Raw genomic sequence first — 23,226 nt, 5'->3', positions numbered from 1 at the left:
GCTATTCCGGCTGGGTCGACGGCTGCTCGCCGCAGCGGGCCGAGCGGACCGGGGCGACGCGAGGCCGGCCGACCCGAAACACCGCGAGCGGGCGGCCGCCGACCCGCTCGGCGAGCCGGCCGGCGGTCGCCGGGCAGTCGATGAGCTGGCTGAGCGGATGGACCGCCAGGCCATGCCGGGCGAGGGCCAGCCACGTACGCAGCAGACGTCGGCCCGCGCTGATCTGGTCGTCGTCGGCGGCGGCGAGGACCAGGACGCTGCCGTCGTAGCGCAGCAGGCCGCGGCCGCTGGCGGCCAGCAGCGCCGGCAGGCCCAGTCGGCGGGTGACCGGGTACGCGCGCAGCGCGGCGGACAGGGCGCGCGCCTCGGTCCGGGACAGGCTGAGCGCCCGGTCGGTGAGTCCGTCGAGGTGGTATCGAGGATGGCGTGGGCTCAGGCGCAGCCAGTCCCGCAGCTCGACCGCCACGGCAGGTGTGCCGAACATCCACCGGTCGGCGACGGCCAGGTCCGATACGAGATCCCGGGTCGGGACGTGTGCGAGACCCGGTTCGAGGTCGGCGAGGACGGCGTCGTCGACGTACCCGGGTGTGTATGGGCCACGGGCGACCCGGCGGGCCTCGATGTCGGCGATCGTGAACGGAGTCGCGTACCGACGTGTCGCGGGGACCAGTCGTGGACCGGGCGCCACGGTGACGGTGAGGCCGAGTTCGGCGGAGACGATGAGGCAGGTCTCGACGAACGCGCCGATGCCGAGGGTCAGGTCGCGCCCGGTCGGGTCGGAGTCCGGCAGGCGGCGGGCGGGATCGACGGCGATGGTGATCTTGTCGGCGTGATACTCCGGTCGCCACGGCTGCGTGTTGTGTGCGCTTGGTGCCCGGCGGCAGATCGCCTCGGTGGCCCGCAACTGCTCGACCCAGCTCACACCGCGGCTCCTCGCTCGTAGAAGGTGTACCCGTGCAACGGCCGCCCGCCCGCGCGCCGGTACTGGGCGGCCGAGGCGACGTTCGTCCGCTCAACGAAGGTGCTGCGCAGCGTCCGGTAGCCGTTGCGGGCGAGGTTGCGGTGCAACTCCCGGGACAGCAGCGTCAGGTACCCGTTTCCCTGCTCGTCGGGCACGGTCCCCTTGATGATGAGGACCGCGTCCCGCCGGTACCGGCCGCGGGTGGCGAGAAGCCGGAGCTGGTTGAGTACGCCGAGCCGGCCGCCGACGCGCATGAGGTATTCGGAGATGTCCGGCACGGTGACGACGAACGCGACGGGTCGACCGGCCTTCTCCAGCCAGAGGAGCAGCGCCTCGTCGAGCAGGAACGCCAGGCCGTCGGTCTGCTCGGCCAGTTGCTCGGCGGAGATGTCGGTGTAGTAGCCCAACTGCGCGAAGCTCTCGTTGAGCATCCGGCGCAGGATCGGCAGTTGGCCGCGCAGGTGCCATCGGGAGCCGTGCCGGATGACGAGCCGTTCGCTGGCTGTTCGCGCATCGTCGAAGGCGAATCCATGGTCAGCGTCGACGGCCGGCGACGTACCCGTGGTCGTACCGTCGAGGTCGACGAGCCACGTGTCGGCCTCGAAACGACGGTGGAAGCCGTGCCGTTCGTACATTTTCGGGTAGTAGGCGGGGTTCCATGCCGAGTCCACGAAGCCACGGTCGGCGAAGCCGGAGGTGATCACCCCGCCGGTCTGGTTGGGCAGCAGGGCCACCGGCCCGAACAGTTGTCGACCGTCGGCCCGGGCCTCCACCGCGTCGATGATGGTGGTGAAGACGTCGTCGTCGTCGACGAACTCGGTGTGCCCGAACAGCTGTCGTGGGCCGATCTTGGCGTCGAAGGGCGCACTGCGGTGCATGCTGGTGCGTCCCACGACCTCGCCGCGTCGGTCGCGGACCACGAACAGCTCGGCGGCGCCGCGGTGGGCCGCGATGACCGATGACAACAGGGGTACGTAGCGGTCGGTCGGGTGGAGCCGGAGCGGGAAGTCGACGAATGCCCGCAGGTCGGCCCGCGACCGCACGGGTTCCAGTCTCATCCGCGGTGCACCGGCGGGCCGGACGTCTCACGGGAGAGCGGGGTGAAGGTCGGTATGTGCGCCATGCCGTCCCCTTCGGCGCGCCAGACGCCGTTGCTGTAGCCCTCGGGCTCGGCGTTGTAGAGGCGGATGTAGCCGCCCGTCGCGTTCTTCGTGCCGTGATCGGTCACCCAGCACATGAGGTCACGGTGGTGGCGGCTGCGGGCGAACGTCAGTAGCGCGTCACGGTCGCTGAAGAAGGCGATGGTGCCGAGCGTGAACGGGAACCGGTAATAGACGGTGTGCCACCGGTACCCGTCCATCCGTCTCATCTGCCGGACCATCCGGAACCAGGTCCGGGTGAGCGTGAGGATCGAGCGCGGCCCCCGGTAGCGGGTGGCGCCGACGAACATGGCTGTCGCCTGGCCCACCGCGGGCGCGGCGGAGAAGTCGGTGGTCCTCATGCCGGCACGCCCTTCACCAGGTAGACGTTCTTGATTTTCGATGCCGCGTCGGCGAACGGGCCGGTGCCGTACTCGTGGACCTCCACCCGCAGGTCCGCCGCGGACGGGTCCTCGGCGAGCGACTCGGCGAAGTCCCGGCTGACCTCGGCGAGGTGGCGCAACACCCCCGCGCGGCAGGTGTCGGTGAGGGTTCGCCGCTGCACCGGGTCGAGCGCCAGACCCTCGCGGAGTTGCAGGTTGACGACCGGTCGGCTCTCCAGGTCGGCCTGCTCGGTCAGCGCGAGGCAGAAGCTCTGCAGCAGGTGCGCCTGGGAATTGCCGGCATAGAGGCCGTACTCGACGTCCTGCGGGTAGATGTTGGCGCCCATGTACGAGATCGTGCTGTCCTTGCGGCCGTACAGGAACAGCAGTGGGAGACGCATCCGGTCGACCCGCCAGGCGCGGTCCGCGGCGGCCCGCGCCGCGGGGTCGGTGATCGCGGCCAGGACATCGGGGTACGAGATCAGCCGGCCCTCGTCGCCGATGTTGTAGCGGACCCGGGGATTGAGCACCGCCGTCGAGTTGATCGTGCAGAGCACCTCCTGGTCCGGGGTGGTCTCCAGGTACGTCTCCAGCGGGTTGTACTGGAAGACCATCGGCAGCCGGTGCTCGTCGGCGCCGAGCAGGGCGGTCCGTAGTGCGGCGTCGGTCCGCAGTCGGCGGCGGACCCAGACGCTGAAGTCGCTCTCCCCGGCGATGCCGATGGTGAGGTCGCTGGCCCCGTAGCCGGAGCGCACCTTGACGAAGCGCTCCTGGAGGTAGTCGCGCAGTGCCTCGGTCATCCCCTCACCGCCGACAAGTCCGCTGATGCGGTACTCGGCCCAGGGGAAGTCCTCGGCGTCGAGCTTGTCGCGCAGGTGTTTGAGGAACGGCGGGTAGGCGGTGACGATGTAGTCGAAGCCGGGGCCGAAGTACAACAGGGTGTCGACGATCTTCCGCAGGTCGGGCCCCGTGTTCTTGACCATCGCGATCGCCGACATGGCGATGCCGGTGTTGGTCCCGGTGGCCCAGGCGCCCATCGAGTACGCGTTGATGACGAACCGCCGCTTGGACGGGAACACCATTGTCGCGTAGCCGGCCAGGTTCTTGTGCACCGAGCGCAGCTCTCGGCGGCTGCGGATCCAGTTGAACGGCTGGCCGGACGAGCCCGACGACTCGTCGACCACGCTGCCGGCGATCTCCAGCTCGCCGTGCCAACAGCGCTGCGCCTCCGGGTACGCCTGCACGTAGGACCGCTTGTCCGTGGGCGGGTACGACGACAGATCGAACCAGCGGAACCGCCAGTGGTGGCGGCGGAGGAAGTCGCCGTACGCGGGCACGTCGATCGCGGCGAACTGGCAGGTCATCCAGGCGTGCAGCCGGGCGAAGCGCCCCAGGTGGGGCCGGTACTGACGGGCCGTGAGCCGCCACACCGCCGGATGGATCCGGTAGAGGGTGTAGAGCCAGGTCAGGGCGAAGCTCGCGGTCCGCAGGGTCCACCGACGCAGGAATGTCACCACGCGGCAACACTATTGGTCGGTCGGGCCGGCCACCTGATGGCGGGTACTCAGCCGTCCTGAGTATTCGAACCAGGCACGGCGGACCACCCCCGGTGATAGACCGTTCAACTTTCCACCGGCAACCTTCGAACTTATCCATTGATGTCTATCGAAGTGGGTGAACCGTGCTGTTGAAGTCCATCGCCCTCGCCGCGACCGTCGCCGGCGTGCTGGCCACCGCTCCCGCCGCCTCGGCGGCCACCTCCCACGCGTCAGCCGGAGCTGGTCCGCCGGAGACTGTCCGCAGGGGACGCTCTGTATCTGGCCCAACTGGGATCACCCGCCGGAGGGGCCGACCGCGACTCCGTCCCTGGTGACCAGCAGCGAGTGGTCCGGCAACGTCCCGGCGTTCAACTTCTACAACCACACCTCCCGCAACGCCGAGGTCACCTGGTCCTACAACTATCTCGGGACGATCCACACCGGCGAGATCTGCGTTCGCGCCAACGACGGAGAAAACCTGTATGTCCCCGCGTTCGTGACGAAGGTGACGTGGCAGACGCGCACCTGCTGACCCTGCTGGTCGTGCGGCCGGTGTCGTGGGTGGCCTCGCGTCGGCACGTCGCCGCGGACGTCGACCTCGGCTCGGCTTGCGTCCGGCGACGGGTCAGGGCGTCCAGCGTACGCCCGGGTTCACCCGCCCGGACCAGTCGAAGACGGCCATGTTGTCCCACTGGTTGCCGGTGCCGTTGATGTTGGCCGGGTCCCAGCCGTTGCCCCGGACGGCGTACCAGGTCGGTTCCCAGTAGAAGACGCCGATGGCTCCCGCGTTGCGGGCCGTGTTCTGGACCCAGTCGAACTCCTGGGCCTGCCCGGACCAGGTCGCACTGATGCCGTCACAGGTCGCGTCGCCGATGGCGTTCGGCTCGCCGTCGGCGTTGTCGCGGGTGAAGGGGTACGCGGTCTCCGCGATCACGACCGGCTTGCCGTAGCGACCGCGCAGGTCGACGATGTTGTTGTAGAGGTTCGACAGGGTGCCGTGCCACACGCAGTAGTACGACAGTCCCGTGATGTCCCACTGCACGCCCTGGGCGCGGATGCCGTCGTAGAACCATCGGGCGTTGGCGTTGCTGTCGCCGTTTGCGGTGTGGATCATCACCGGGATGCCGCTGCCGCACGCCTTCGTCGCGTTGTAGCCCTGCTTCAGCAGGCTGGCCAGCGGGGCGAAGTCGTTGTTGACGACCTTTCCCTCGTTCCACAGCATCCCGACGTTGATCTCGTTGCCGATCTGCACGCTGTCCGGTGGGGTGCCCTGCCCCCGGAGGCTGGCGCAGACGTCGTAGGTGAAGTTGTAGACGTCGGTCCGCAGTTGACTCAGGCCGTGGCCGGCCCAGGCGGCCGGCTTGTACTGCTTGCCGGGGTCGGCCCAGGTGTCGGAGTAGTGGAAGTCGATGAGCACCCGGAGGCCCTTCGCCCTGGCCGCCCTCGCCTGGCCCAACACCCTGTTCTTGTTGTTGTAGCCGCTGATCGGGTTGTTCCAGACGCGCAGTCGGACGTAGTTGACGCCGACGGACCTCAGGATGTCCAGTGGGTCGCGGGCGACGCCGCCGGCGTCGTAGTACCTGGCGCCCAGGTCCAGGCTGCGCTGCAACGAGGAGACGTCGGCGCCCCGCATACTCAGCGTGTTCGCGGCGGAGGCGGGCGCGGGCGTGCCGCTCAGCGTGGTGGAGACGGCGAGGATGCCGGCCGCGACAGCCCCGAGCAGTGTTCTGCGGCGGCGGTGGGGTGTGCTCACGAGAATCCTCCAATGGGGACGCGGTCAGCCCACCGTGCAGGGGGCGCCGTTCAGCGAGAAGCTGGTCGGCGGCGTGTCGCTGGTGCCCCACCGCCCCTGGACGCCGAAGCTCGCGGAGCCGCTTGGCGCGAGGACGCGGTTCCAGTCGACGTTACGGGCGGTCACGGTGGCGCCGGTCTGACCGACCGTGGCGTTCCACCCCGAGGTGACCTGCTGGTCTCCCGGGAAGCTGAAGGTGACGATCCAGCCGTCGACAGGTGCCGTCCCGGTGTTCTGGATCGTCACCGTGGCCACGAATCCGCCCTGCCACTCGGACTGGTTTCGGTAGGTCACCTGGCAGGTCGAGGGCGGCGGTGGCGTCGGCGTGGACGTCGTGGGCACGGTGACCGTGTTGGACGCGATCGACACGTTGCCCACCGCGTCCCGGGCCCGTACGTAGTAGAGGTCGCGCAGCGGCGTCGACGGGGGTAGCGACGTCGTGTACGTCGTCCCCGGCACGGTGGCGATCAGCGTCGAGGAGAACCAGCCGTCGAACCGGTAGACGTTGTACCCGAAAACACCGACGTTGTCCGTCGACGGTGACCAGGACAGCGCGGCGGTCGACGGGGTCGCCTCGCCGACGGTCAGGTTCTGCGGGGCGCTCGGCGGGGTGGTGTCCGGGCCGGTGTCGGTCACCGGGGTTACCACGGTCACCGCCTCGGTCGAGTTCGAGCGGTGTCCGAGGCTGTCCCTGGCGGCCACCCGGAACGAGTACTGCCGGCCCGGCCCGAGGTAACGGGTGATCGTGGTGGTGGTGACGGCCCCGACGCTGGCGCTGTAGATGACGTCGTCGAACGCCTGGTAGTACGTGATGTCGTAGCCGGTGACGACACAGCAGCCGGGCTTGGCGGCCGTCCAGGTGAGGGTGACCGAGCCGGTTCGTACCTCGCTGGCGGTCAGGTTCGTGGGCACACTCGGCGGAAAGGGCGAGGTGTTCGGCGTGCTGGGCGCCGTCGTCGGTGCCGGCGGCACGGTGCCGGTGGACACCGCGGCCCCACCGGGCCCCGGGGCGATCCCCGGGTACGCGGCGGGCGACGCGCCGCCGACGTCGGCCGCCGGTGCGGTGCGCAGAGCGGGCCCGCCGAGCACCGCCGCCGCCAGCACGACGGCGGCCAGCAGACCCGGCCACAGACGGCGGAGCAGCGAGGACGAACGAACGCCTGTCATACCCCGACGATGCCGCAACAAATCGATGATCGCCAACGTGTCTCACCCCTCGGCCAGCGCGGCGACGCCGCTGCCGTGCGTCACGGACCAACCGGTTCACCCCCACCCGTCGGGACTTCTTACCGAATCATGACGTGCCCCTCGCCAGTTGACCGTTGACCGTGCGCCGGCCCGTACCGACGGGAGACAGCCGCTTCCGGCGATGAGGAGATTCCGATGATCCGCAGAAAGAGCGGGACCCCACTGGCCCAGACCCGAGCGGCCAGGCTCGCCATGGCCGCGCTCGTGTTGGCCGCCAGCGGTGCGCTCACCGCCACCTTCGTCTCCAGTGGCGGCAAGGGCACCGCGGACGCCGCCACCACCCTGGACCAGTTCGTGGCGATCGAGAAAGTGCCGCCGAACGTGCAGAATCCGAAGCCGGCGGCCGGTGCGTCGACCGGCCGGTTCACCGTCGACTGCGGCACGAACGGCAACGGCAAGTTCAGCCCGGACAATCCGGTGGCCCAACCCGGCATCCGCAACGGCGCCGAACACGTCCACGACTTCGTCGGCAACCTGGCGATCACCGCGAACTCCTCCAACGCCGATCTGGACGCCTCCGGCACCACCTGCCGCAACGGTGACAGGTCGTCCTACTTCTGGCCGGTGGTGCGCATCGACAAGACCGTCCGCAGCGGCAGGCAGATCCAGCAGGCCCTCGCCCAGACCCAGCCGATGGTCGTCTGCCCCTCGGTCGGCAAACGGTTGCGGGCCGTCCCCACCGGGGCCCGCAGCACCGTCGACCGCCTGTTGGCGGAACTGGATCGCCAGCAGGCCGCCGCGAACCAGCGGATGACCGCCACCCGGGGCCGCATCGACGCCGCGTTCAACCGGGAGGTCATCGACTCGCTGCGGGCCCGCCGCGCCACCATGCTCAAGGAGATCAGCACCACGATCACCGCCGCCGGCGGCGACCAGCCCGGCCTGGTCTCGCTCGTCGACTGTGACGTCAGCTACGACGACATGCACGCCCGGATGCCCGACAGCGCCCACCGTGCGAGCGCCACGGCTGCCCAGGCCGCGAATCCGCGGATCCAGTGCCCCACCGTGCGGGACAAGGTGCCGGGCGTACCCGACCGGGCCCTCGCCGAGGTGAACCGCAACCTCGACGACCTCGACCGGCAGATCTCCGAGGCCAACGAACGTCTGGTCAGCAGCCGTGGCCAGGGCGGCCCGGCCTTCGTCGACAACGCCATCCTCGGCCCGCTGCGCGCCAAGCGGATCGCCGCGCTCGACCGGATCGCCACCGCGATCGGGCGGCAGGCCACCCGCCCGCAGGGTCTCGACGCGCTCGCCGCGTGCAGGCTGGACCAGGCCCCCAGCACCCCGGCGGCACCGAGCAGCACGCCCAGCACCGCCACCGCGCTCCCCGATCCGCAGGGACCCAACTTCGAACTGCCCGGCAACACCGGCGGCATCGTCCGCCCGGCGCAGGTGCTGATCGAGTACCGCGGCAACCCGGTCAGCAAGGTGGTGCCGATGCCGAAGTTCCTCCGGGCCCTCACCGGCGACGCCAAACCCACCAGCCGCGGGCCGGCCAACGCCCGTGCCACCTGGACCTGCTCGGGCTTCACCGACCGCCTCTCCGACAAGTACCCGATCTGCCCCGCCGGCAGCCAGGTGCAGCGCGTGCACGACTTCCCCGGCTGCTGGGACGGCAACAACATCGACAGCGACAACCACCGCAAGCACGTCGCGTTCGCCGACAAGGCCAGCGGCGCCTGCCCGCAGGGCTTCCAGGCCATCCCGCAACTGCGGATCACCGTGGGGTACGACATCGCCCGCAAGGTGCAGGTCAAGGGCCAGTACGCCCTCGACTCCTTCCCGGAGGAGAACCACAACCCCTTCTCCGACCACAACGACTTCGTCAACGTCAACTCCGCCCAGACCATGCAACGCATCGTCACCTGCATCAACAAGGGCAAGAACTGCGCCTGACGGCTTCCCCACGAGCAGGTCGGCCGACCGGCACACGCCGGACCCGCTCCCCCGACTCGGACACGACCGCCGAGAGGCCCGTCACCGGTTGCCCCGGTGACGGGCCTCTCGGCCGCGCGTTTCTGGACCTGACGCCGACCTGTGCTGGTGCCGAGCCGATTCACTGGGAGCGATACCAGTCGGGGGCGAAAATCGACTGTCCCGATCGCTACACTCGCCGCAAACGCCGGCACCGCCCGCAGATCTCTGCCTGCGCTCACCCCATCGAATGGAGACGCCTGTGACCCCCGACAAGGCGGCACCCCCCGGCATCGATCCCCGCATTCCCAGCGTGGCCCGGGTCTATGACTATTTCCTGGGCGGCAAGGACAACTTCGAGGTCGACCGGGAGGTCGCCCAGCACGCCCTGCGGATCACCCCGGACGGGCCGGCGGCCGGCCAGGCGAACCGGGCCTTCCTGCGTCGCGTGATTCGCTTCCTCGTCGCCGAGGCGGGCATCGACCAGTTCCTCGACATCGGGTCGGGGCTGCCCACCCAGGGCAACGTGCACGAGGTCGCCACCGAGCAGAACCCGAAGGCTCAGGTGGTGTATGTGGACAACGACCCGATAGTCCTGACCCACGGGCGGGCCCTGCTCGCCGCCGAGGGCACCGCGACGGTGATCCAGGCGGACGTTCGGGCACCGCAGGAGATCCTCGACCATCCGGATGTCCGTCGGTTCCTCGATTTCGACAGGCCGATCGGGTTGTTGCTCTTCGCGATCCTGCACCACCTTGGCGACGACGAGGACCCGCGAGCGGTGGCGGCGGCGTTGATCGACGCGCTGCCCTCCGGCAGCTACGTGGCGGTGTCGCACTTCCGCGACCCGGGCGAGCGCGACCCCGAGGGTTCCCGCAAGGCCCGCGAGGTCGAGCGGGTCTTCAACGAGTCGCTGGGCACCGGCCGCTGGCGCACCGACGAGGAGATCCTCTCGTTCGTCGACGGGCTGACGGTGCTTGAGCCAGGGCTGGTGCCGCTGGCCGAGTGGCGTCCGGAGCCGGGCGCGCCCGCTCCGAACCAGACCGACACCTACCACACATTCGTCGGGCTTCTCGCCCGCAAACCGTAGGCTCCGCTGCCGGTGCGGTCCGTCGGCGAGAGCACCTCCCGCCGACGGACACACCGCATCAACGCTGTGCTGCCGCTGCGACGGCAGATGGCCGTTCAACTCGGCCGGCGACCCCGCCGCGACAGGTAGCGGAAGGCGCGGTCCCGGTCAGGCGGTCGCGCGGGCGGCGGAGTCGATGAGGTCTGCGACCGGGCCGGGCTGAGAGACCGCCACCGCGTGGGACGCCTCGACCTCGACAGTCGTGGACCCGGCCCGCTTGGCCATGAAGCGCTGCAGGTCCGGCGGAATCCCCCGGTCCTGGGTGCTGACCAGGGTCCAGGAGGGGACCGTCTTCCAGGCGGCCTTGGTCACCCGCTCCGTCTGGGCAACTTCGGTCGGCGGCCGCTGCGTCACCGCCATCAGCGCGGCGACGTCGGGGTCGACGTCGGCGGCGAACACCTCCGGGAACTTCTCCTGATAGATGTACTGCTCCATGGCCGTGCCACCCCCGTCGAGGGCGTACGGCACCATCCTGATGGAGGTCAGCAGCGCGCTTCCCGGAAACTTGGTGGTCAATTCGGCCACGCTCTCGCCGACGTCCGGGCTCACGCTGGCGACGTACACCAGGGCCTTGACGTTGGAGGCGCCATCGGCGGCCTCGGTCATCACCGATCCGCCGTAGGAATGCGCGGCCATCACGACCGGGCCGGACACGCTGTCCACCACAGACCGTACGTAGGTGGCGTCCTTATGCACTCCGCGCAGCGGATTCGCGACGGCAATGACCGGGTAACCCCGACGCTTGAGGTGGGCGATCACCCCATTCCAACTCGACGAGTCGGCGAATGCGCCATGGACGAGCACGATGGTGGGCATCCCCGCGTCCTGGGCAGACATGTCAGAAGCAGCATTCATCTGGCATTCCCTTCGAGAGGCCCGCTATCGCTGGACGTGTTGGCGCAGACCGGACGACGAGGATGTCTCGACAGGGCGTTTCGTTGACGGCCGCCCACCGGCCCGCGTCCCCGGCGTGGGAGCGGTGCAGCATCCAGTATTCCGAGCGGGTCGGGCTTCTGTCCGCGAGATCTGAAAAGCCGGCTTACGGGACCCGGCGGCGTGTTCCTCCCGGCCGGAACCACGACGGCAGGAGCACACCTTCCCCCACCATCAGCGGCCGTATGTCTCCAGCAGCCGTAGCCACACCTCGCTGACGGTCGGGTACGCGGGAACCGCGTGCCACAGCCGGTCCAGCGGAATCTCGCCGACGATGGCAACCGTCGCGGCATGGATCAGCTCCGCGACGTCCGGACCCGCGAGGGTGACGCCGACGATCACCTTCCGGTCCTCGTCGACGACCATGCGGGCGTGCCCCCGGTAGCCATCGAGGTGCAGGGAGGATCCGGCGACGGCTCCGAGGTCGTAGTCCACCACCCGGATCCGCAGGCCGGCCGCCGTGGCGGAGGCAGCGGTCAGCCCGACCGACGCGATCTCCGGGTCGGTGAAGACCACCTGCGGCACCGCACGCTCGTCGGCCGTGGCCGCGTGCCGGCCCCACCGACCGTCGTCGACCTTCGCACCCTTCGCCCGGGCAACGATCACGTCGCCCACCGCGCGAGCCTGATACTTGCCCTGATGGGTGAGCAGCACCCGCCGGTTCACGTCACCCGCCGCGTACAGCCACTCGCCACCGCCGACGACGCGCAGGGTGTCGTCGACGGTCAGCCAGGCACCCGGCACCAGCCCGACGCTGTCCAGTCCGATGTCCTGGGTGTTCGGCGTACGGCCGATCGCCACCAGGACCTCGTCGGCCTCCAGGAGATCGCCGTCAGCGGTGCGGATGTGGACGGTCCCGCTGTCGTCGCGGCTCACGGAGAGAGCCTGCGCGCCGACAAGGACCGCCACACCGGCATCGCGCAACGACTCCTTGACCAGCTCCCCCGCGAACGGCTCCACCGACGGCAGCACACCGTCGCGGGCCAGCACCGTCACCGAAGACCCCAGAGCGGCGAACGCGGTCGCCATCTCGACCGCCACCACACCACCACCGATGATCGCGAGCCGACGGGGAACCGACCCGGCCGAGGCGGCCTCGCGGCTGGACCATGGTGCCGCCTCCCGCAGACCCGGGACGTCCGGCAGCAGAGCACTGCTTCCGGTCGCCACGACCACCGCGTGCCGCGCGGTCAACCGCGTCACCACACCGTCGACGCCTGTCACGTCGACGACCCGGGCGGAACGGATCCGCCCCTGGCCGCGGTGCAGCGCGATCCCCGCCGACGCGAGCCAGGAGACCTGCCCGTCGTCCTTCCAGTGCGACGCGAAGGAGTCCCGGCGTGCGAGCACCGCCGCGACGTCCAGGTCCTTCGTCACCGCCTCCCGCACGCCCGGCAGTTGGCGAACCGTCCGCATGAGGGAGACGCTGCGCAGCAACGCCTTGGTCGGCATGCAGGCCCAGTACGAGCACTCCCCGCCGACCAACTCCCGCTCGACGACGGCGGCGGTCAGGCCGCCCCGTACGACCCGGTCGGCGACGTTCTCCCCGACCGGACCCGCGCCAATCACGACGACGTCGTACTCCGTGGTGGTCATGTCAGTTGCCCTTCGCGCCGCGGCCGAGGCGGAGGGCAGCGATGAGGAAGAAGATGGCCCCGGGGATGGCGTAGCCGGCCGCGTTGGTCAGCGACGGGTCAGCCGCGGAGGCACCGGCGATGAAGGACCCACCGGCGAGCACCGAGATGCCTCCGCTGATGATCATCGGCCACTGCCCGCCCATCCTGCGTCGAGTGACCCCCACGATCAGCTGGACCAGACCAGCCACGACCGCCCAGGCGCCCCACACCCGCAGCACCGCCGGAATTCCGGACGCGCAGGCGACACCCACGCCAACGGCGGTGATCAGGCTGACCGCGATATTGACGTACAGCAGGGTCGACGTGCCGGTGGCCCGCGACGAGCGGAGGTCGTAGACGGCGGCGCCCACGTCGAACAGCGGGTAGAGCACGAACAGCACCGCCGTGAGCGGACCGATCTCCTTGGCGGTCGCGATCGTCACGAGTGCCCACACGATGGCGAACGCGAAACGGACCAAGTACAGCCGCCGCAGCGCGGAAGCGGTCCGGGCAATGCCGGGCGAAGCAACAACGGAACTCACGATGACCCTTTCCGGGGATGAATGGCGCACAGGTGCTGTCAGCGCGTCGGGACACCGGGCGCTGGACGGCAGGGGTTGTACGGACCGGGATTCGACAAGCCCCGACACGCCACGCTTAGCGAGAACGAACGTTCTACCTATGTGAGGTTGCCAGGTCCGTTACGAGGCGTCAAGACAGAACGTTCTACCCCTACAGTGATGAACGCCTCACGTCCGGCCGACCCAGCCGCCCGGCCGACCGGCAGGCGGAGGGAATGCACCGGGATTCGGCTACCGGTCAGGCGCTGGCGTCAACACGAGAGCGCTTCAGACCGAACGTTCTATCCGCTAGAATTGCCGCATGAAACGCGGCGCACCCGCTGATCGGCCCTCCGAGGCGCGACTCCGGCTCCTCAGCACGGCAACCAAGATCTTCTACGCCGAGGGCATCCACGCCGTCGGCGTTGACCGGATCATCGCCGAGGCGAAGGTGACCCGGGCCACCTTCTACCGGCACTTCCCCAGCAAGGAAGACCTCATCCTCGCGTACCTGCGGGAGGTTCACCGGATGGATCGCAGCGCGGTCGGCGCGGCCATCGCCGCCAACCCGCCGCCGGCCGATCCCCTCCTGGCGATTGCTGGCGCCATCGCCGAGGGCATCCGGTCCCCCGGGTTTCGCGGATGCGCCTTCCTGAACGCCGCGGCGGAGTATCCCGACGCCGACCATCCCGTGCACCGGGAGATCATCGCTCACCGGCAGTGGTTCCTGGACACGCTCACCACACTGATGGCGCAGGTCCACGAGGAGACGGCAGAGCCCGCCGCGCGTCACTTCGTCATGCTCCGCGACGGCGCCATGGCAGCCGGCTGCCTCTTCGACCCCGCGTTGGTCTCCGAGACCTTCCTCCGCGGGATCGAGGGTCTTCTCCGGATCAACGCCGAGCGCCGGTTGGCCGAATCCGCCCGCTAGGGCCTGTTTCACAAGGGCGGTCGAGCCGAGGCGGAATCCGGGCGACGATCCAGCAAGGCGCGGTTTCGTCCGGATACCGGTGTGGTAACCGGACGAGATCGCAACACCGCAGGTCGTCGTCCGGGCCCGCCGCAGGCCGGCCAGTCCTTGTGAAACAGGCCCTGGTGCTCCCCCGTCGCGCCCGTACGGTTGCCGGGGCCTGTCGCCGCGCACGGCCGCGTGCCGTCACGCCTCGGAGTCACGCTCGTGGGATGTCTCCCGCCCGATCGGCGACGCGGGAGCCTCCAGCGGCCGACCCCGGTTGCCCTGCGCGTCGCGCAGCGCGATCAGAGCCAGCACTCCGGCCACCACGCTGAGCCCGACCATCGGCGCCCAGCGGGCCAACGCCGGCGTGACAAGCAGCAGGGCCACCAGGCCGATCAGCAGGGACCGGGAAACCCGGCCGAAGATCTCGTACTCCAGCCGCATACGGGCGACGAGGAAGAGCATCGGGCCGCCCACCACGAACAGGAGCCAACCGGGCCGGGACAGTCCGTACGGGTGATCGATCACCAGCTCGTATCCGACCGAGGTGACGAGCACACTGAGCACGATCAGCAGATGTGTGCGTTCCGACGCCGCGCCCAGCCGACCGGGCATGCCCGCCCGCTCCAACGCATCGGTCAACAACAGGCCGGCGCGGTGGAAGTAGATCCGCCAGAGCAGCGCGCTGGTGACGAACGCGATCCCGAAGGCGGCTGCCCGCTCGGCGGAGTAGTCCGTGCCGCTGAAGACCACACCGATGACCAGGATGGACTCACCGAGCGCGATGAGAAACATCTGCTGGTAACGATCGGCGAGGTGCGTCCCGGCGATCCGCCATCGGCTGATCTTCGAGGCCCCGAGCCACGGTAACGGCCACCCCAGTGTCCAGGCGACGTAGTCGACGGCAAGGGCGGTAGCCCACAGCGGCAGGCGCAGTCGGTCCGGACCCAGCGCGCCGCCCAGCCAGAGCGGTGCGCTCGCCACCGCCCACACGGAGAGCCGGAACGGCACCAGCCGTCGCGGATGGCCACGCAGCGCGGCGGCGACCACCATGGGCCGCACCACCATCACCGTCAGGTACGCGATCGCGAACGGCAGCGCTCGTTCCTCCATGGCGCGGGGGAGCGCCACCGCCATGACCAGGCCGGCGAACATGGTGCCGACCACGACGGCCTGGATGATCGACCGTTCCGGTTCGTAGCGACTGGTGATCCAGGCGGTGTGTGACCAGATCAGCCAGAGCGCCAGGAAGAGCAGCAGCGTACGACCGAACCCGGTGACGAGCGCCCAGCCAGTGTCGTCGACCAGGCCGGCGAATCGTTGCGAGACCCGGGTGAGAGCCACGACGAAGGCCAGATCGAAGAAGAGCTCCAGGAACGTGGCGCGACCCGAACTCGTGGGAGGGCGCAGCAGGTCGGCGCCGTGCCCCGCCGCCATCGCCCGCCTCCGTCCGCCCCCTTGTCGCACCAACGAGTCGGTCGCCCGAGGGTTGCGTCGGGCCCGACGACGCCGCGCGTCCAACAACTCGCTGCCAGAGCGACGATCATCGTCGTCTTCGCTGCCACGAGTCCCGCTGGTGCGGTCGGGCTGCACGGGCGTGCCGTGACCGACGTCGAGGTGAAGGCGGGCTACCAGCGGCCGGCGCGCCCGCTGGCGGGAGCGAGCCTGTCCTACCCCTGTGTTCCAATCCCGTCATGCATGTCGTCGTCTGCGGCGCACTCGTCAGGAACGGCGCGGTCCTGCTGGCCCACCGCAGCCCGACCCGCCGGGCGTACCCGGACCTCTGGGACCTGCCCGGGGGGCACGTCGAAGCGGGTGAGTCGGAGCTACAGGCCCTCGCACGTGAGATGCACGAGGAGCTGGGGGTTCACATTGTGGCGGAGTCCTCGTCACGGTTGGGCGACCTGCACGCCGGCAGTGGCGAGGACGCCGTCCACGTGGCCGTCTGGCACATCGGAGACTGGGTCGGCTCCCCCACCAACCGTGCACCCGAGGAGCATGCCGACATCGCATGGGTCGGGATAGGCGAGTTGGGCGGCCTTCCCCTCGTCTTCGGCACCCTGCCGGCGTTGCTTCGTTCCCTGTCCGCACCGGACCGACTGCCTCGTCCCGACGAAACACGGACAACCGCACCGCCGAGCGGCCGATAGCTCAATCGCCGCTCGGCGCTTCCGCTCGAATCCCCTGCGCGCCGGCCGGGCTCGATCTCGGGTCACTCCTCCGGCGCGATCAACCGGTCGTCGGTGGTGTCGCGGACCATGATCGCCTCCACCGGGCACGAGTTGGCGGCGTCGACGATGACCTCGGCCGGGGCGACGACGTCGGCAAGCGGCGCGGACAGGCCGGCGACCAGATGGAAGTGCTCGGGTGCGGTCCCGGCGCAGATGCCCGTGCCCATGCAGCGGCGCTCGTCCACCTCGACCCGCCAGGTGGCGCTCACCAGGCCACCGGCATGCCGACCAGGCCCCGCACCAACATGCCCCGCTTCCACTCCAGCTCGGCCTCGGGAACGGCGAGCCGCAATCCGGGTAGGCGAGTCACGAGGGTGGCGACGGCGACCTGCAACTCCATGCGGGCCAGTTGCGCGCCGACGCAGTGGTGCACGCCGTGCCCGAAGCCCAGATGCGGGTTCTGCTCGCGGTCGAGATCCAGCCGGTCCGGGTCGGCGAAGATCGTAGCGTCCCGATTCGCCGACGACAGCGAGCCGAGAACCGGCTCACCTGCCCGGACCAGCACCCCGCCGACCTCGACGTCCTCCTTGGCGTACCGGGCGAAGGAGGAGCCGACGCCGAGCGGCACGTACCGCAACAGTTCCTCGACCGCGGCCGGCACCAGCGACGGGTCGGCCCGCAGCCGAGCGAGTTGGTCCGGATTGTGCAGCAGGACGTAGACGAAGTTGGGAATCTGGGTCACCGTGGTCTCGTGGCCGGCCGCGAGCAGCCCGCCGGCCAGCTCCACCAGCTCGGTCTCGCTGAGCCGATCCTGATTCTCGTCGCGGGCCCGCACCAACGCGCCGAGCAGGTCGTCGATCCCCGGCTCGCGGCGGCGCTCGGCGACCAGGTCACCCATGTAGGCCCAGAGACTGTTCAGGTACTCCTGGATCGTTTCCGGGGGCAGGCTGGTGGTCGAGACGATCGCCTCGGACCAGATGTGGAAGCGGTCGCGGTCGGCGTACGGGACGCCGAGCAGCTCGCAGATCACCTGGATCGGCAGCGGCGTGGCGACGTGCTCCACCAGGTCGGCCGGAGGACCGTGCCGGACCATGTCGTCGACGAGGGCGTCGGCGATCTCCTGGGTTCGGGGGCGCAGCGCCTCTACCCGTCGTGCCGTGAACGCCTTCGCCACCAGCCGGCGCAGCCGAGCGTGCTCGGGCGGGTCCATGGTCAGCATGCCGCTGTCCTGCTGGCGCTGGGTGAGCCTGGGCTCGTCGCGCTGGACGGCCGGGGCGCGGCCGAGCCGCACGTCGCCGAGGACCGTACGGACGTCCTCGTAGCGGGTGGCGAGCCACGCCTCCTCGCCGTAGGGGAGTTTTACCCGGGTCATCGGCTCGGTCTCGCGCAACTCGCCATAGGTCGGATCGACGACGAGGCGGTCGGGCACACTGAACGGGTACGACCGTGCGGGCGGGACGGTTCGGCTCTCGGTGGTCTGCGCGCTCTCCGTCATCCGGATGTCCTTCGTCGAGACGGCGTGATCCTCAGGCCGGCACCAGGTGCGTGGCGGCGCCGGATTGCCAACGGCCAGGGCTGACGAACAGCACACATCAACGCTCCGCGATTCATCGATATCGGATCGTAGCGGCAGGCGTCGATGATCGCCATGGAGGCTGGTCCGCGCCCGCGGGCCTCGTTCCCGACGACCGGCGACGCCGTCGGGAACGTCCGATGCCAGCAGTGGTGACCGCGTGTCGGATCGGGCTGGCACCCGGGCCCGGAGCCGGTGGCTCCGGGCCCGGTCAGCGTCCTGAGGCGGAGGGCCGGTCGGTGTCGCGGGTCAGGGGCTGGTGCAGGAGAGGCTGCCGGGCGCCGCGCTGCTGCCGTTGGCCAGGAAACCGAAGGTGGTCGAGGCGTTCGCGTCGAGAGACCCGTTGTATTCGGCGTTGCGGACGCTGACCGTTCCACTGGTGCCGGTGTTGATGCCGTTCCAGACATTGGCGATGGTCTGCCCACTGGCCAGCGTCAGCCGTACGGTCCAGCCGCTGAGGGTGGTGGAGCCGTTGTTGGCCACGGTGACCTCGCCCTGGAAGCCACCGCTCCAGTTGTTGACCATGCGGTACGTCGCACTACAGCCACCCGGCGGCGGCGTGGTCGGCGGAGCGGTCGTCGGTGGAGCGGTGGTCGGCGGGGCGCTCGTCGGCGGGGCGGTGGTCGGTGGGTCCGTGGTCGGCGGCGTGCCCGGCACGGTGGTGGAGGCGGCGTTGAGAGCGTTGAGGACTGCGGTGTACGCGGCCTTGGGGTTGCTGTTGCGGTCGAAGAGCAGCGGGTTCTCGCTGCCGCGCCAGGAGTCGCTGTCCCGAATGCCCCACGTCGTGATGCCGACGCAGCGGGGGACGTTCATGCAGGCCTGGGTCAGGCCCTGGTACTGGCTGGTCGAGGCGTTGGTGACGTCGGCCTCGGTCAACGCCACGTCGACCCCGAGGGCCGCGAAGCTGGACAGCGTCTGCTGGAAGTTGCTCGGCAGTGAGCTGCCGCCGGTGAAGTGGGTCTGCAGGCCCACGCAGTCGACCGGGACGCCCCGGGCCTTGAAGTCCTTGATCAGGTTGTAGACGCCCTGCGTCTTGGCGTACGTCCAGTTCTCGATGTTGTAGTCGTTGTAGCAGAGCTTCACGCTCGGGTCGGCGGCGCGCGCGGTCCGGAAGGCCACCTCGATCCAGTCGTTCCCGGTGGCCTGCAGGTTGGACGACCGCCGGCTGCCGTTCTCGGCGTAGGCCTCGTTCACCACGTCCCAGTAGGCGAATTTTCCCTTGTAGTGGGCCATGACGCCGTTGATGTGGCTGATCATCGCGGCCCGCAGGGCGCTGCCGCTGAGACTTCCCCAGAACCTGGGCTGCTGGCCGTGCCAGGCCAGGGTGTGACCGCGGAACCGCATACCGCGCTGGGTAGCCCAGTTGTAGATCGCGTCACCGCGACGGAAGTCGAACTGGCCAGGGTTGGGCTCGGTCGCGTCGGGCTTCATCTCGTTGACGGCCGTCATCATGTCGAACTCGCGGCTCGCGATGGTCAGGAAGCCCGAGTCGTTGAGGCGGTCCGACCCCATGGCGGCGCCGAAGTAGCGGCCGCTGCGCTCGGCGGCGGCTTTCAGGGTGGTCCCGGGCGGTCCGCTGAGATCGGCGCGGGCGAAGGTCGCCAGGGCCATCGAGGACACGGTGATCGCCAGGGCGCAGGCCCCACCCAGAAGCAGCCTGGTGGCGCCCCTGGTTCGGCGTCTCGGTCGAGCGGGTACGTCGTTCATCTGTGCCTTCTCCTCGGTGTGCTGTCTGGTCCGATGCCGATGCGAGGCACGGAACCGACGATCACCGCACGGCCGACGAACGGAGCAGCGCGCTCGCCGCTGGGACCAGCACGCCGCAGGTAACGCCGAGCCGGCGCCAACCCAGCCGCGCCCGAATCGGTGGCCACCGCCGGCTGCCCGGCCCGCCCGGTGGATGGCGAGCACTCCGCGCCGTACGCCCGTGCGGAGTGACACTGCCCTGCCGCGATAATATATCGAATCAATTCGATCCGCGCGGCCGGCGGTCGACGGTGTTGTCGAGCTGTTCGGCGAGCGACGAGCGGGACACCGACGGTGACGCGACGGGATCGCCGCGGTAATGGTGGTGCGGCGGGCATGCTGGTACCGCACACTCACCTGGATGGCGAGATCACTGAGCAGCGTCGCCGAGCTGACCGGCGAGATGCGGGCGGGCGCCCGGGTGAGGTTCCTGTTCTTCTGGGGCCACCAGCCGCAGCGCGACGACAGCGTCGGGGCCGGTTGCCTGAGTCAGTGGTGGCCGGCGCCGTTCACCGTCGACGGGCTGCGCTTCCCCACAACCGAGCACTACATGATGTGGCGCAAGGCCACCCTGTTCGGTGACCAGGCGACGGCCGACCAGATCCTGACGGTCCCGCACCCGCACGCGGCGAAGACCCTCGGCCGGCAGGTCACCGGCTTCGACCAGAGGGCATGGGAGCAGCACCGCTACGACATCGTGGTGACCGGCAACGCGGCGAAGTTCGGCCAGCATCCTGCCCTGTGCACCTACCTGCTGGGCACCGGCGAGCGGGTGCTTGTGGAGGCCAGCCCGCTCGACCGGGTCTGGGGCATCGGCCTGACCGCCGAGCACCCGCACGCCGCCGACCCCGCACGGTGGCGAGGGCTGAACCTGCTCGGCTTCGCCCTCATGCGAACCCGCGCGGTCCTGGGTGACCAGGCAGCAACCGAGGGGTAGAAGACAGTCGGCGGCGGTGTCCGATGCGCGGGTCCGGCCGGAAGACCCCGGGTGTGATCACGAGCAGGTGCGACTCGAATCGGATCGCCTTCGACATGATCCACAGTGGGTGTTCCGGCGTTGACTCGGAGCCGGGAAAGCGCAACCCTGTGGAAGCGCTCCCATCGTCGAGCTCCTATGCGAAAGGATTGCTCGTGCGTCCCACCACCGCTCTGCTCCCGGTCGTGCTCGCCACGGCTCTCGGCGGTCTGGCCCTGCCGGAGCCGGCCCTGGCCGCGGCCGGCCCGGCACTGACCGTGGACACCACCGTCGCCCGCCACCAGATCAGCCCCTACATCTACGGCATGAACTTCGCCGACCAGGCCCTCGCCCAGGACCTGCGGCTGCCGGTGCACCGCTACGGCGGCAACGCCACCACCCGCTACAACTTCCGTGCCGACACCACCAACCGTGCGGCGGACTGGTATTTCGAGAACATCCCCAACGACAACCCGAGTCCGGACGACCTCCCGGAGGGTTCGGAGACCGACCGGTTCGTGCAGCAGAACAAGGCCACCGGCGCCGCCACGGTGATGACCATGCCGATGCTCGGCTGGATCGCCAAGGACCGGTCGCGGGCGTGTGGCTTCAGCGTCGCCAAGTACGGCCCGCAGCAGTCCACCGACACCTGGGCACCGGACTGCGGCAACGGCATCAAGCCGGACGGGTCGCCGATCACCGGAAACGATCCGGAGGACACCAGCGTCGCCGTCGGTCCGGAGTACGCCACCGACTTCGTCAACCACCTCAAGGGGCGGTTCGGCGCCGCCGCCGACGGTGGGGTCCAGTTCTACAACCTGGACAACGAGCCGGACCTGTGGCACTCCACCCACCGCGACGTCCGCCCGGCCGGGCTGGGCTACGACGAGCTACGCGACCGCACCTACGAGTACGCTGCCGCGATCAAGGCGGCCGACCCCGGCGCGAAGACGCTCGGTCCCGTCGGCTGGGGTCTGAACTCCATCCTCTATTCGGGCCTCGACCAGGACACCTGCTCGCGCACGGGCTGTTGGTCGAACCCACCGGACAAGGCCGCGCACGGCGGCCAGGACCTCGGCCCGTGGTACCTGGACCGGATGCGTGAGTACGAGCAGCAGCACGGCACCCGCATCCTCGACTACTTCGACGTCCACCTCTACCCGCAGCAGGCCGGCGTGTTGGGCGACGCGGCCGGCGACGCCAACACCCAGGCGCTGCGACTGCGCTCGACCCGCCAACTCTGGGACCCGACCTACGTGGACGAGAGCTGGATCAACAGTCCGGTCCGATACATTCCGCGCCTGCGCGAGCTGGTCGACAAGCACTACCCGGGCACGAAGATCGCGATGACCGAGTACAACTGGGGCGCCTTCGGGTCGCTCAACGGCGCGCTCGCCCAGGCCGACGTCCTCGGCATCTTCGGCCGCGAGGGGCTCGACCTGGCCACCCTCTGGACCGCACCCACGGCCGACCAGCCGGTGGCCAACGCCTTCCGCATCTTCCGCAACTACGACGGCAAGGGCGGCGCGTTCGGCGAGACCTCCGTCCAGGCGACAAGCGCCGACCAGGGCAAGCTGGCCGTGTACGCGGCCGAGCGCAGCGCCGACAAGGCGCTCACCCTGGTCGTCGTCAACAAGACCGGCGACGACCTGACCAGCCCGGTCGCCCTCACCGGCGCCTCCGCCAGCACCGCGCAGGTCTACCGCTACAGCGGGGCGAACCTGGCCGGCGTCGTCCGGGAGGCCGACCTGCCGGTGACCGCCAGCGGCCTCACGGCCACGTTCCCGGCCAACTCGATCACCCACCTGGTGCTGCCGCGCGGCACCACGCCCGGCGACACCCAGGCGCCGACCGCCCCGGGCAAGCCGACCGCCGGCACGATCACCGGCGACAGCGTCGCGCTGGCCTGGACGCCGTCCACCGACGACACCGACGTCACCGGCTACGACGTGCATCGGGTCGACACCGCCGGTCCGGTGAAGGTGGGCAGCGCCACCGGCACCACGTACACCGTGACCGGTTTGACGCCGGACACCCCGTACACCTTCGTGGTGACCGCCCGCGACGCGGCGGGTAACGTCTCGGCGGCCTCGCCCGGCCTGGCCGTGCGGACCGCGCCCACCGCCCCGACCGCAAGTTGCACGGTCGGCTACACGGCTTACAGTTGGTCGGGCGGCTTCACCGCGGCCGTGACGATCAAGAACACCGGCACCACCGCGATCGACGGCTGGAAACTCGCCTTCGACTTTCCCACCACCACTCAGAAGGTCGACCAGGGCTGGTCGGCCACCTGGAAACAGAACGGAACGAGCGTCACCGCGGACAGCATGAGCTGGAACGGCAAACTCGCCCCCGGCGCGTCCACAAGCATTGGCTTCAACGGCACGCAGAGCGGCACCAATCCGGCACCAACCGCCTTCACCCTCAACGGTCAACGCTGCGGGTGACCTGAGAGAGCCTGCTCCGTGCCACACCGGCGGAGCAGGCACGAGGGGTGGGGGGGGGGGGGGCGCCCCCGCCCCCCCCCCCGGGCGCCGCCCCCGGCCCCCCCCCGGGGGGGCCCCCCCCAGACACCAGCCACAAAGCCCCCCCGCCCCACCACAACCCGCTGCG

20 protein-coding genes are annotated in these 23,226 nt (G+C 69.9%); 7 read left to right on the top strand and 13 right to left on the bottom strand.

Annotation, left to right across the window (positions count from 1 at the left end; translation table 11 throughout):
• Position 1 precedes the first annotated feature (1 nt).
• The 4 genes from ACGFIW_RS04165 to ACGFIW_RS04150 are packed head-to-tail and all read right to left on the bottom strand — an operon-like array spanning position 2 to position 4,000.
• Entirely contained in the window at positions 2–922 is a 921-nt protein-coding gene (locus ACGFIW_RS04165) for a hypothetical protein (RefSeq protein ID WP_393310833.1), read from the bottom strand.
• The gene (locus tag ACGFIW_RS04160) at positions 919–2,019 is read right to left on the bottom strand and encodes a hypothetical protein (protein ID WP_393310832.1); all 1,101 of its coding nucleotides are present in this window, start codon (positions 2,017–2,019) and stop codon (positions 919–921) included. The genes ACGFIW_RS04165 and ACGFIW_RS04160 overlap by 4 nt, the downstream gene beginning before the upstream one ends.
• On the bottom strand, positions 2,016–2,462 hold the full coding sequence (locus ACGFIW_RS04155; RefSeq protein WP_393310831.1) for a DUF4188 domain-containing protein: 447 nt from the start codon (positions 2,460–2,462) through the stop codon (positions 2,016–2,018). Before ACGFIW_RS04155 ends, ACGFIW_RS04160 begins: the two co-directional genes overlap by 4 nt.
• Positions 2,459–4,000 carry a phenylacetate--CoA ligase family protein gene (locus tag ACGFIW_RS04150; RefSeq protein ID WP_393310830.1) on the bottom strand — a complete coding sequence of 514 codons (1,542 nt, stop codon included), beginning with the start codon at positions 3,998–4,000 and terminating at the stop codon, positions 2,459–2,461. Before ACGFIW_RS04150 ends, ACGFIW_RS04155 begins: the two co-directional genes overlap by 4 nt.
• 352 nt (positions 4,001–4,352) lie before the next feature.
• Between ACGFIW_RS04150 and ACGFIW_RS04145 the strand changes: the two genes are divergently transcribed.
• Complete coding sequence (locus ACGFIW_RS04145) at positions 4,353–4,553, top strand: hypothetical protein (RefSeq protein WP_393310829.1); 201 nt, start codon at positions 4,353–4,355, stop codon at positions 4,551–4,553.
• 93 nt (positions 4,554–4,646) lie between these two features.
• Here the strand turns inward: ACGFIW_RS04145 and ACGFIW_RS04140 are convergent, their stop codons facing one another.
• Together ACGFIW_RS04140 and ACGFIW_RS04135 are read right to left on the bottom strand one after the other, a co-directional pair.
• Entirely contained in the window at positions 4,647–5,774 is a 1,128-nt protein-coding gene (locus tag ACGFIW_RS04140) for an arabinogalactan endo-beta-1,4-galactanase (RefSeq protein ID WP_393310828.1), read from the bottom strand.
• Positions 5,775–5,798: 24 nt separating this feature from the next.
• Positions 5,799–6,980 (bottom strand): cellulose binding domain-containing protein, encoded by a 1,182-nt coding sequence (locus ACGFIW_RS04135; RefSeq protein WP_393310827.1) that lies wholly within the window; start codon positions 6,978–6,980, stop codon positions 5,799–5,801.
• A 216-nt stretch (positions 6,981–7,196) separates the two neighbouring features.
• On the opposite strand from ACGFIW_RS04135, the gene ACGFIW_RS04130 reads away from it, so the two are divergent.
• Entirely contained in the window at positions 7,197–8,957 is a 1,761-nt protein-coding gene (locus tag ACGFIW_RS04130) for a DUF1996 domain-containing protein (RefSeq protein ID WP_393310826.1), read from the top strand.
• Positions 8,958–9,237: 280 nt separating this feature from the next.
• Positions 9,238–10,065, top strand: a complete 828-nt coding sequence (locus ACGFIW_RS04125; protein WP_393310825.1) for an SAM-dependent methyltransferase — start codon at positions 9,238–9,240, stop codon at positions 10,063–10,065.
• Positions 10,066–10,212: 147 nt separating this feature from the next.
• Here ACGFIW_RS04125 and ACGFIW_RS04120 read toward each other — a convergent pair whose 3' ends face one another.
• From ACGFIW_RS04120 to ACGFIW_RS04110, 3 genes are all read right to left on the bottom strand, one after another.
• Positions 10,213–10,941, bottom strand: a complete 729-nt coding sequence (locus ACGFIW_RS04120; protein WP_393310824.1) for an alpha/beta hydrolase — start codon at positions 10,939–10,941, stop codon at positions 10,213–10,215.
• A gap of 270 nt (positions 10,942–11,211) precedes the next feature.
• Positions 11,212–12,633 carry a dihydrolipoyl dehydrogenase family protein gene (locus ACGFIW_RS04115; RefSeq protein WP_393310823.1) on the bottom strand — a complete coding sequence of 474 codons (1,422 nt, stop codon included), beginning with the start codon at positions 12,631–12,633 and terminating at the stop codon, positions 11,212–11,214.
• Position 12,634: 1 nt separating this feature from the next.
• Positions 12,635–13,096, bottom strand: a complete 462-nt coding sequence (locus ACGFIW_RS04110) for a hypothetical protein (RefSeq protein WP_393310822.1) — start codon at positions 13,094–13,096, stop codon at positions 12,635–12,637.
• Between the two features lie 439 nt (positions 13,097–13,535).
• Here ACGFIW_RS04110 and ACGFIW_RS04105 point away from each other — a divergent pair, with 439 nt between their 5' ends.
• Positions 13,536–14,144, top strand: a complete 609-nt coding sequence (locus ACGFIW_RS04105; protein ID WP_393310821.1) for a TetR/AcrR family transcriptional regulator — start codon at positions 13,536–13,538, stop codon at positions 14,142–14,144.
• A gap of 225 nt (positions 14,145–14,369) precedes the next feature.
• On the opposite strand, the gene ACGFIW_RS04100 is transcribed toward ACGFIW_RS04105, so the two are convergent.
• Positions 14,370–15,605 carry a low temperature requirement protein A gene (locus ACGFIW_RS04100; protein ID WP_393310820.1) on the bottom strand — a complete coding sequence of 412 codons (1,236 nt, stop codon included), beginning with the start codon at positions 15,603–15,605 and terminating at the stop codon, positions 14,370–14,372.
• Between the two features lie 257 nt (positions 15,606–15,862).
• On the opposite strand from ACGFIW_RS04100, the gene ACGFIW_RS04095 reads away from it, so the two are divergent.
• On the top strand, positions 15,863–16,318 hold the full coding sequence (locus tag ACGFIW_RS04095) for an NUDIX domain-containing protein (protein WP_393310819.1): 456 nt from the start codon (positions 15,863–15,865) through the stop codon (positions 16,316–16,318).
• A 62-nt stretch (positions 16,319–16,380) separates the two neighbouring features.
• Here ACGFIW_RS04095 and ACGFIW_RS04090 read toward each other — a convergent pair whose 3' ends face one another.
• The 3 genes from ACGFIW_RS04090 to ACGFIW_RS04080 form a co-directional block, all read right to left on the bottom strand.
• Positions 16,381–16,608 carry a ferredoxin gene (locus ACGFIW_RS04090; protein WP_393310818.1) on the bottom strand — a complete coding sequence of 76 codons (228 nt, stop codon included), beginning with the start codon at positions 16,606–16,608 and terminating at the stop codon, positions 16,381–16,383.
• Positions 16,605–17,834, bottom strand: a complete 1,230-nt coding sequence (locus ACGFIW_RS04085; protein ID WP_393310817.1) for a cytochrome P450 — start codon at positions 17,832–17,834, stop codon at positions 16,605–16,607. Before ACGFIW_RS04085 ends, ACGFIW_RS04090 begins: the two co-directional genes overlap by 4 nt.
• 327 nt (positions 17,835–18,161) lie before the next feature.
• Entirely contained in the window at positions 18,162–19,619 is a 1,458-nt protein-coding gene (locus ACGFIW_RS04080) for an endo-1,4-beta-xylanase (protein ID WP_393310816.1), read from the bottom strand.
• A 400-nt stretch (positions 19,620–20,019) separates the two neighbouring features.
• On the opposite strand from ACGFIW_RS04080, the gene ACGFIW_RS04075 reads away from it, so the two are divergent.
• The gene (locus tag ACGFIW_RS04075; RefSeq protein ID WP_393310815.1) at positions 20,020–20,595 is read left to right on the top strand and encodes an NADAR family protein; all 576 of its coding nucleotides are present in this window, start codon (positions 20,020–20,022) and stop codon (positions 20,593–20,595) included.
• Positions 20,596–20,789: 194 nt separating this feature from the next.
• A complete protein-coding gene (locus ACGFIW_RS04070) occupies positions 20,790–23,060 on the top strand; it encodes a glycoside hydrolase family 44 protein (RefSeq protein WP_393310814.1) in 2,271 nt (756 codons plus the stop codon).
• Positions 23,061–23,226: the final 166 nt, after the last annotated feature.

It is taken from the genome of Micromonospora sp. NPDC048935, assembly GCF_043197875.1.
Lineage (GTDB): Bacteria > Actinomycetota > Actinomycetes > Mycobacteriales > Micromonosporaceae > Micromonospora.
The sequence above is the reverse complement of the archived record's forward strand: the minus strand, read 5'-3'. Positions and strand labels throughout refer to the sequence as shown.

Excerpts from the sequence above, each read along its gene's own strand:
- ACGFIW_RS04160 (WP_393310832.1), bottom strand. The coding sequence starts at position 2,019 with ATGAGACTGGAACCCGTGCGGTCGCGGGCCGACCTGCGGGCATTCGTC.
- ACGFIW_RS04155 (WP_393310831.1), bottom strand. The coding sequence starts at position 2,462 with ATGAGGACCACCGACTTCTCCGCCGCGCCCGCGGTGGGCCAGGCGACA.
- ACGFIW_RS04135 (WP_393310827.1), bottom strand. The coding sequence starts at position 6,980 with ATGACAGGCGTTCGTTCGTCCTCGCTGCTCCGCCGTCTGTGGCCGGGT.
- ACGFIW_RS04130 (WP_393310826.1), top strand. The coding sequence starts at position 7,197 with ATGATCCGCAGAAAGAGCGGGACCCCACTGGCCCAGACCCGAGCGGCC.
- ACGFIW_RS04120 (WP_393310824.1), bottom strand. The coding sequence starts at position 10,941 with ATGTCTGCCCAGGACGCGGGGATGCCCACCATCGTGCTCGTCCATGGC.
- ACGFIW_RS04115 (WP_393310823.1), bottom strand. The coding sequence starts at position 12,633 with ATGACCACCACGGAGTACGACGTCGTCGTGATTGGCGCGGGTCCGGTC.
- ACGFIW_RS04105 (WP_393310821.1), top strand. The coding sequence starts at position 13,536 with ATGAAACGCGGCGCACCCGCTGATCGGCCCTCCGAGGCGCGACTCCGG.
- ACGFIW_RS04100 (WP_393310820.1), bottom strand. The coding sequence starts at position 15,605 with ATGGCGGCGGGGCACGGCGCCGACCTGCTGCGCCCTCCCACGAGTTCG.
- ACGFIW_RS04095 (WP_393310819.1), top strand. The coding sequence starts at position 15,863 with ATGCATGTCGTCGTCTGCGGCGCACTCGTCAGGAACGGCGCGGTCCTG.
- ACGFIW_RS04085 (WP_393310817.1), bottom strand. The coding sequence starts at position 17,834 with ATGACGGAGAGCGCGCAGACCACCGAGAGCCGAACCGTCCCGCCCGCA.
- ACGFIW_RS04080 (WP_393310816.1), bottom strand. The coding sequence starts at position 19,619 with ATGAACGACGTACCCGCTCGACCGAGACGCCGAACCAGGGGCGCCACC.
- ACGFIW_RS04075 (WP_393310815.1), top strand. The coding sequence starts at position 20,020 with ATGGCGAGATCACTGAGCAGCGTCGCCGAGCTGACCGGCGAGATGCGG.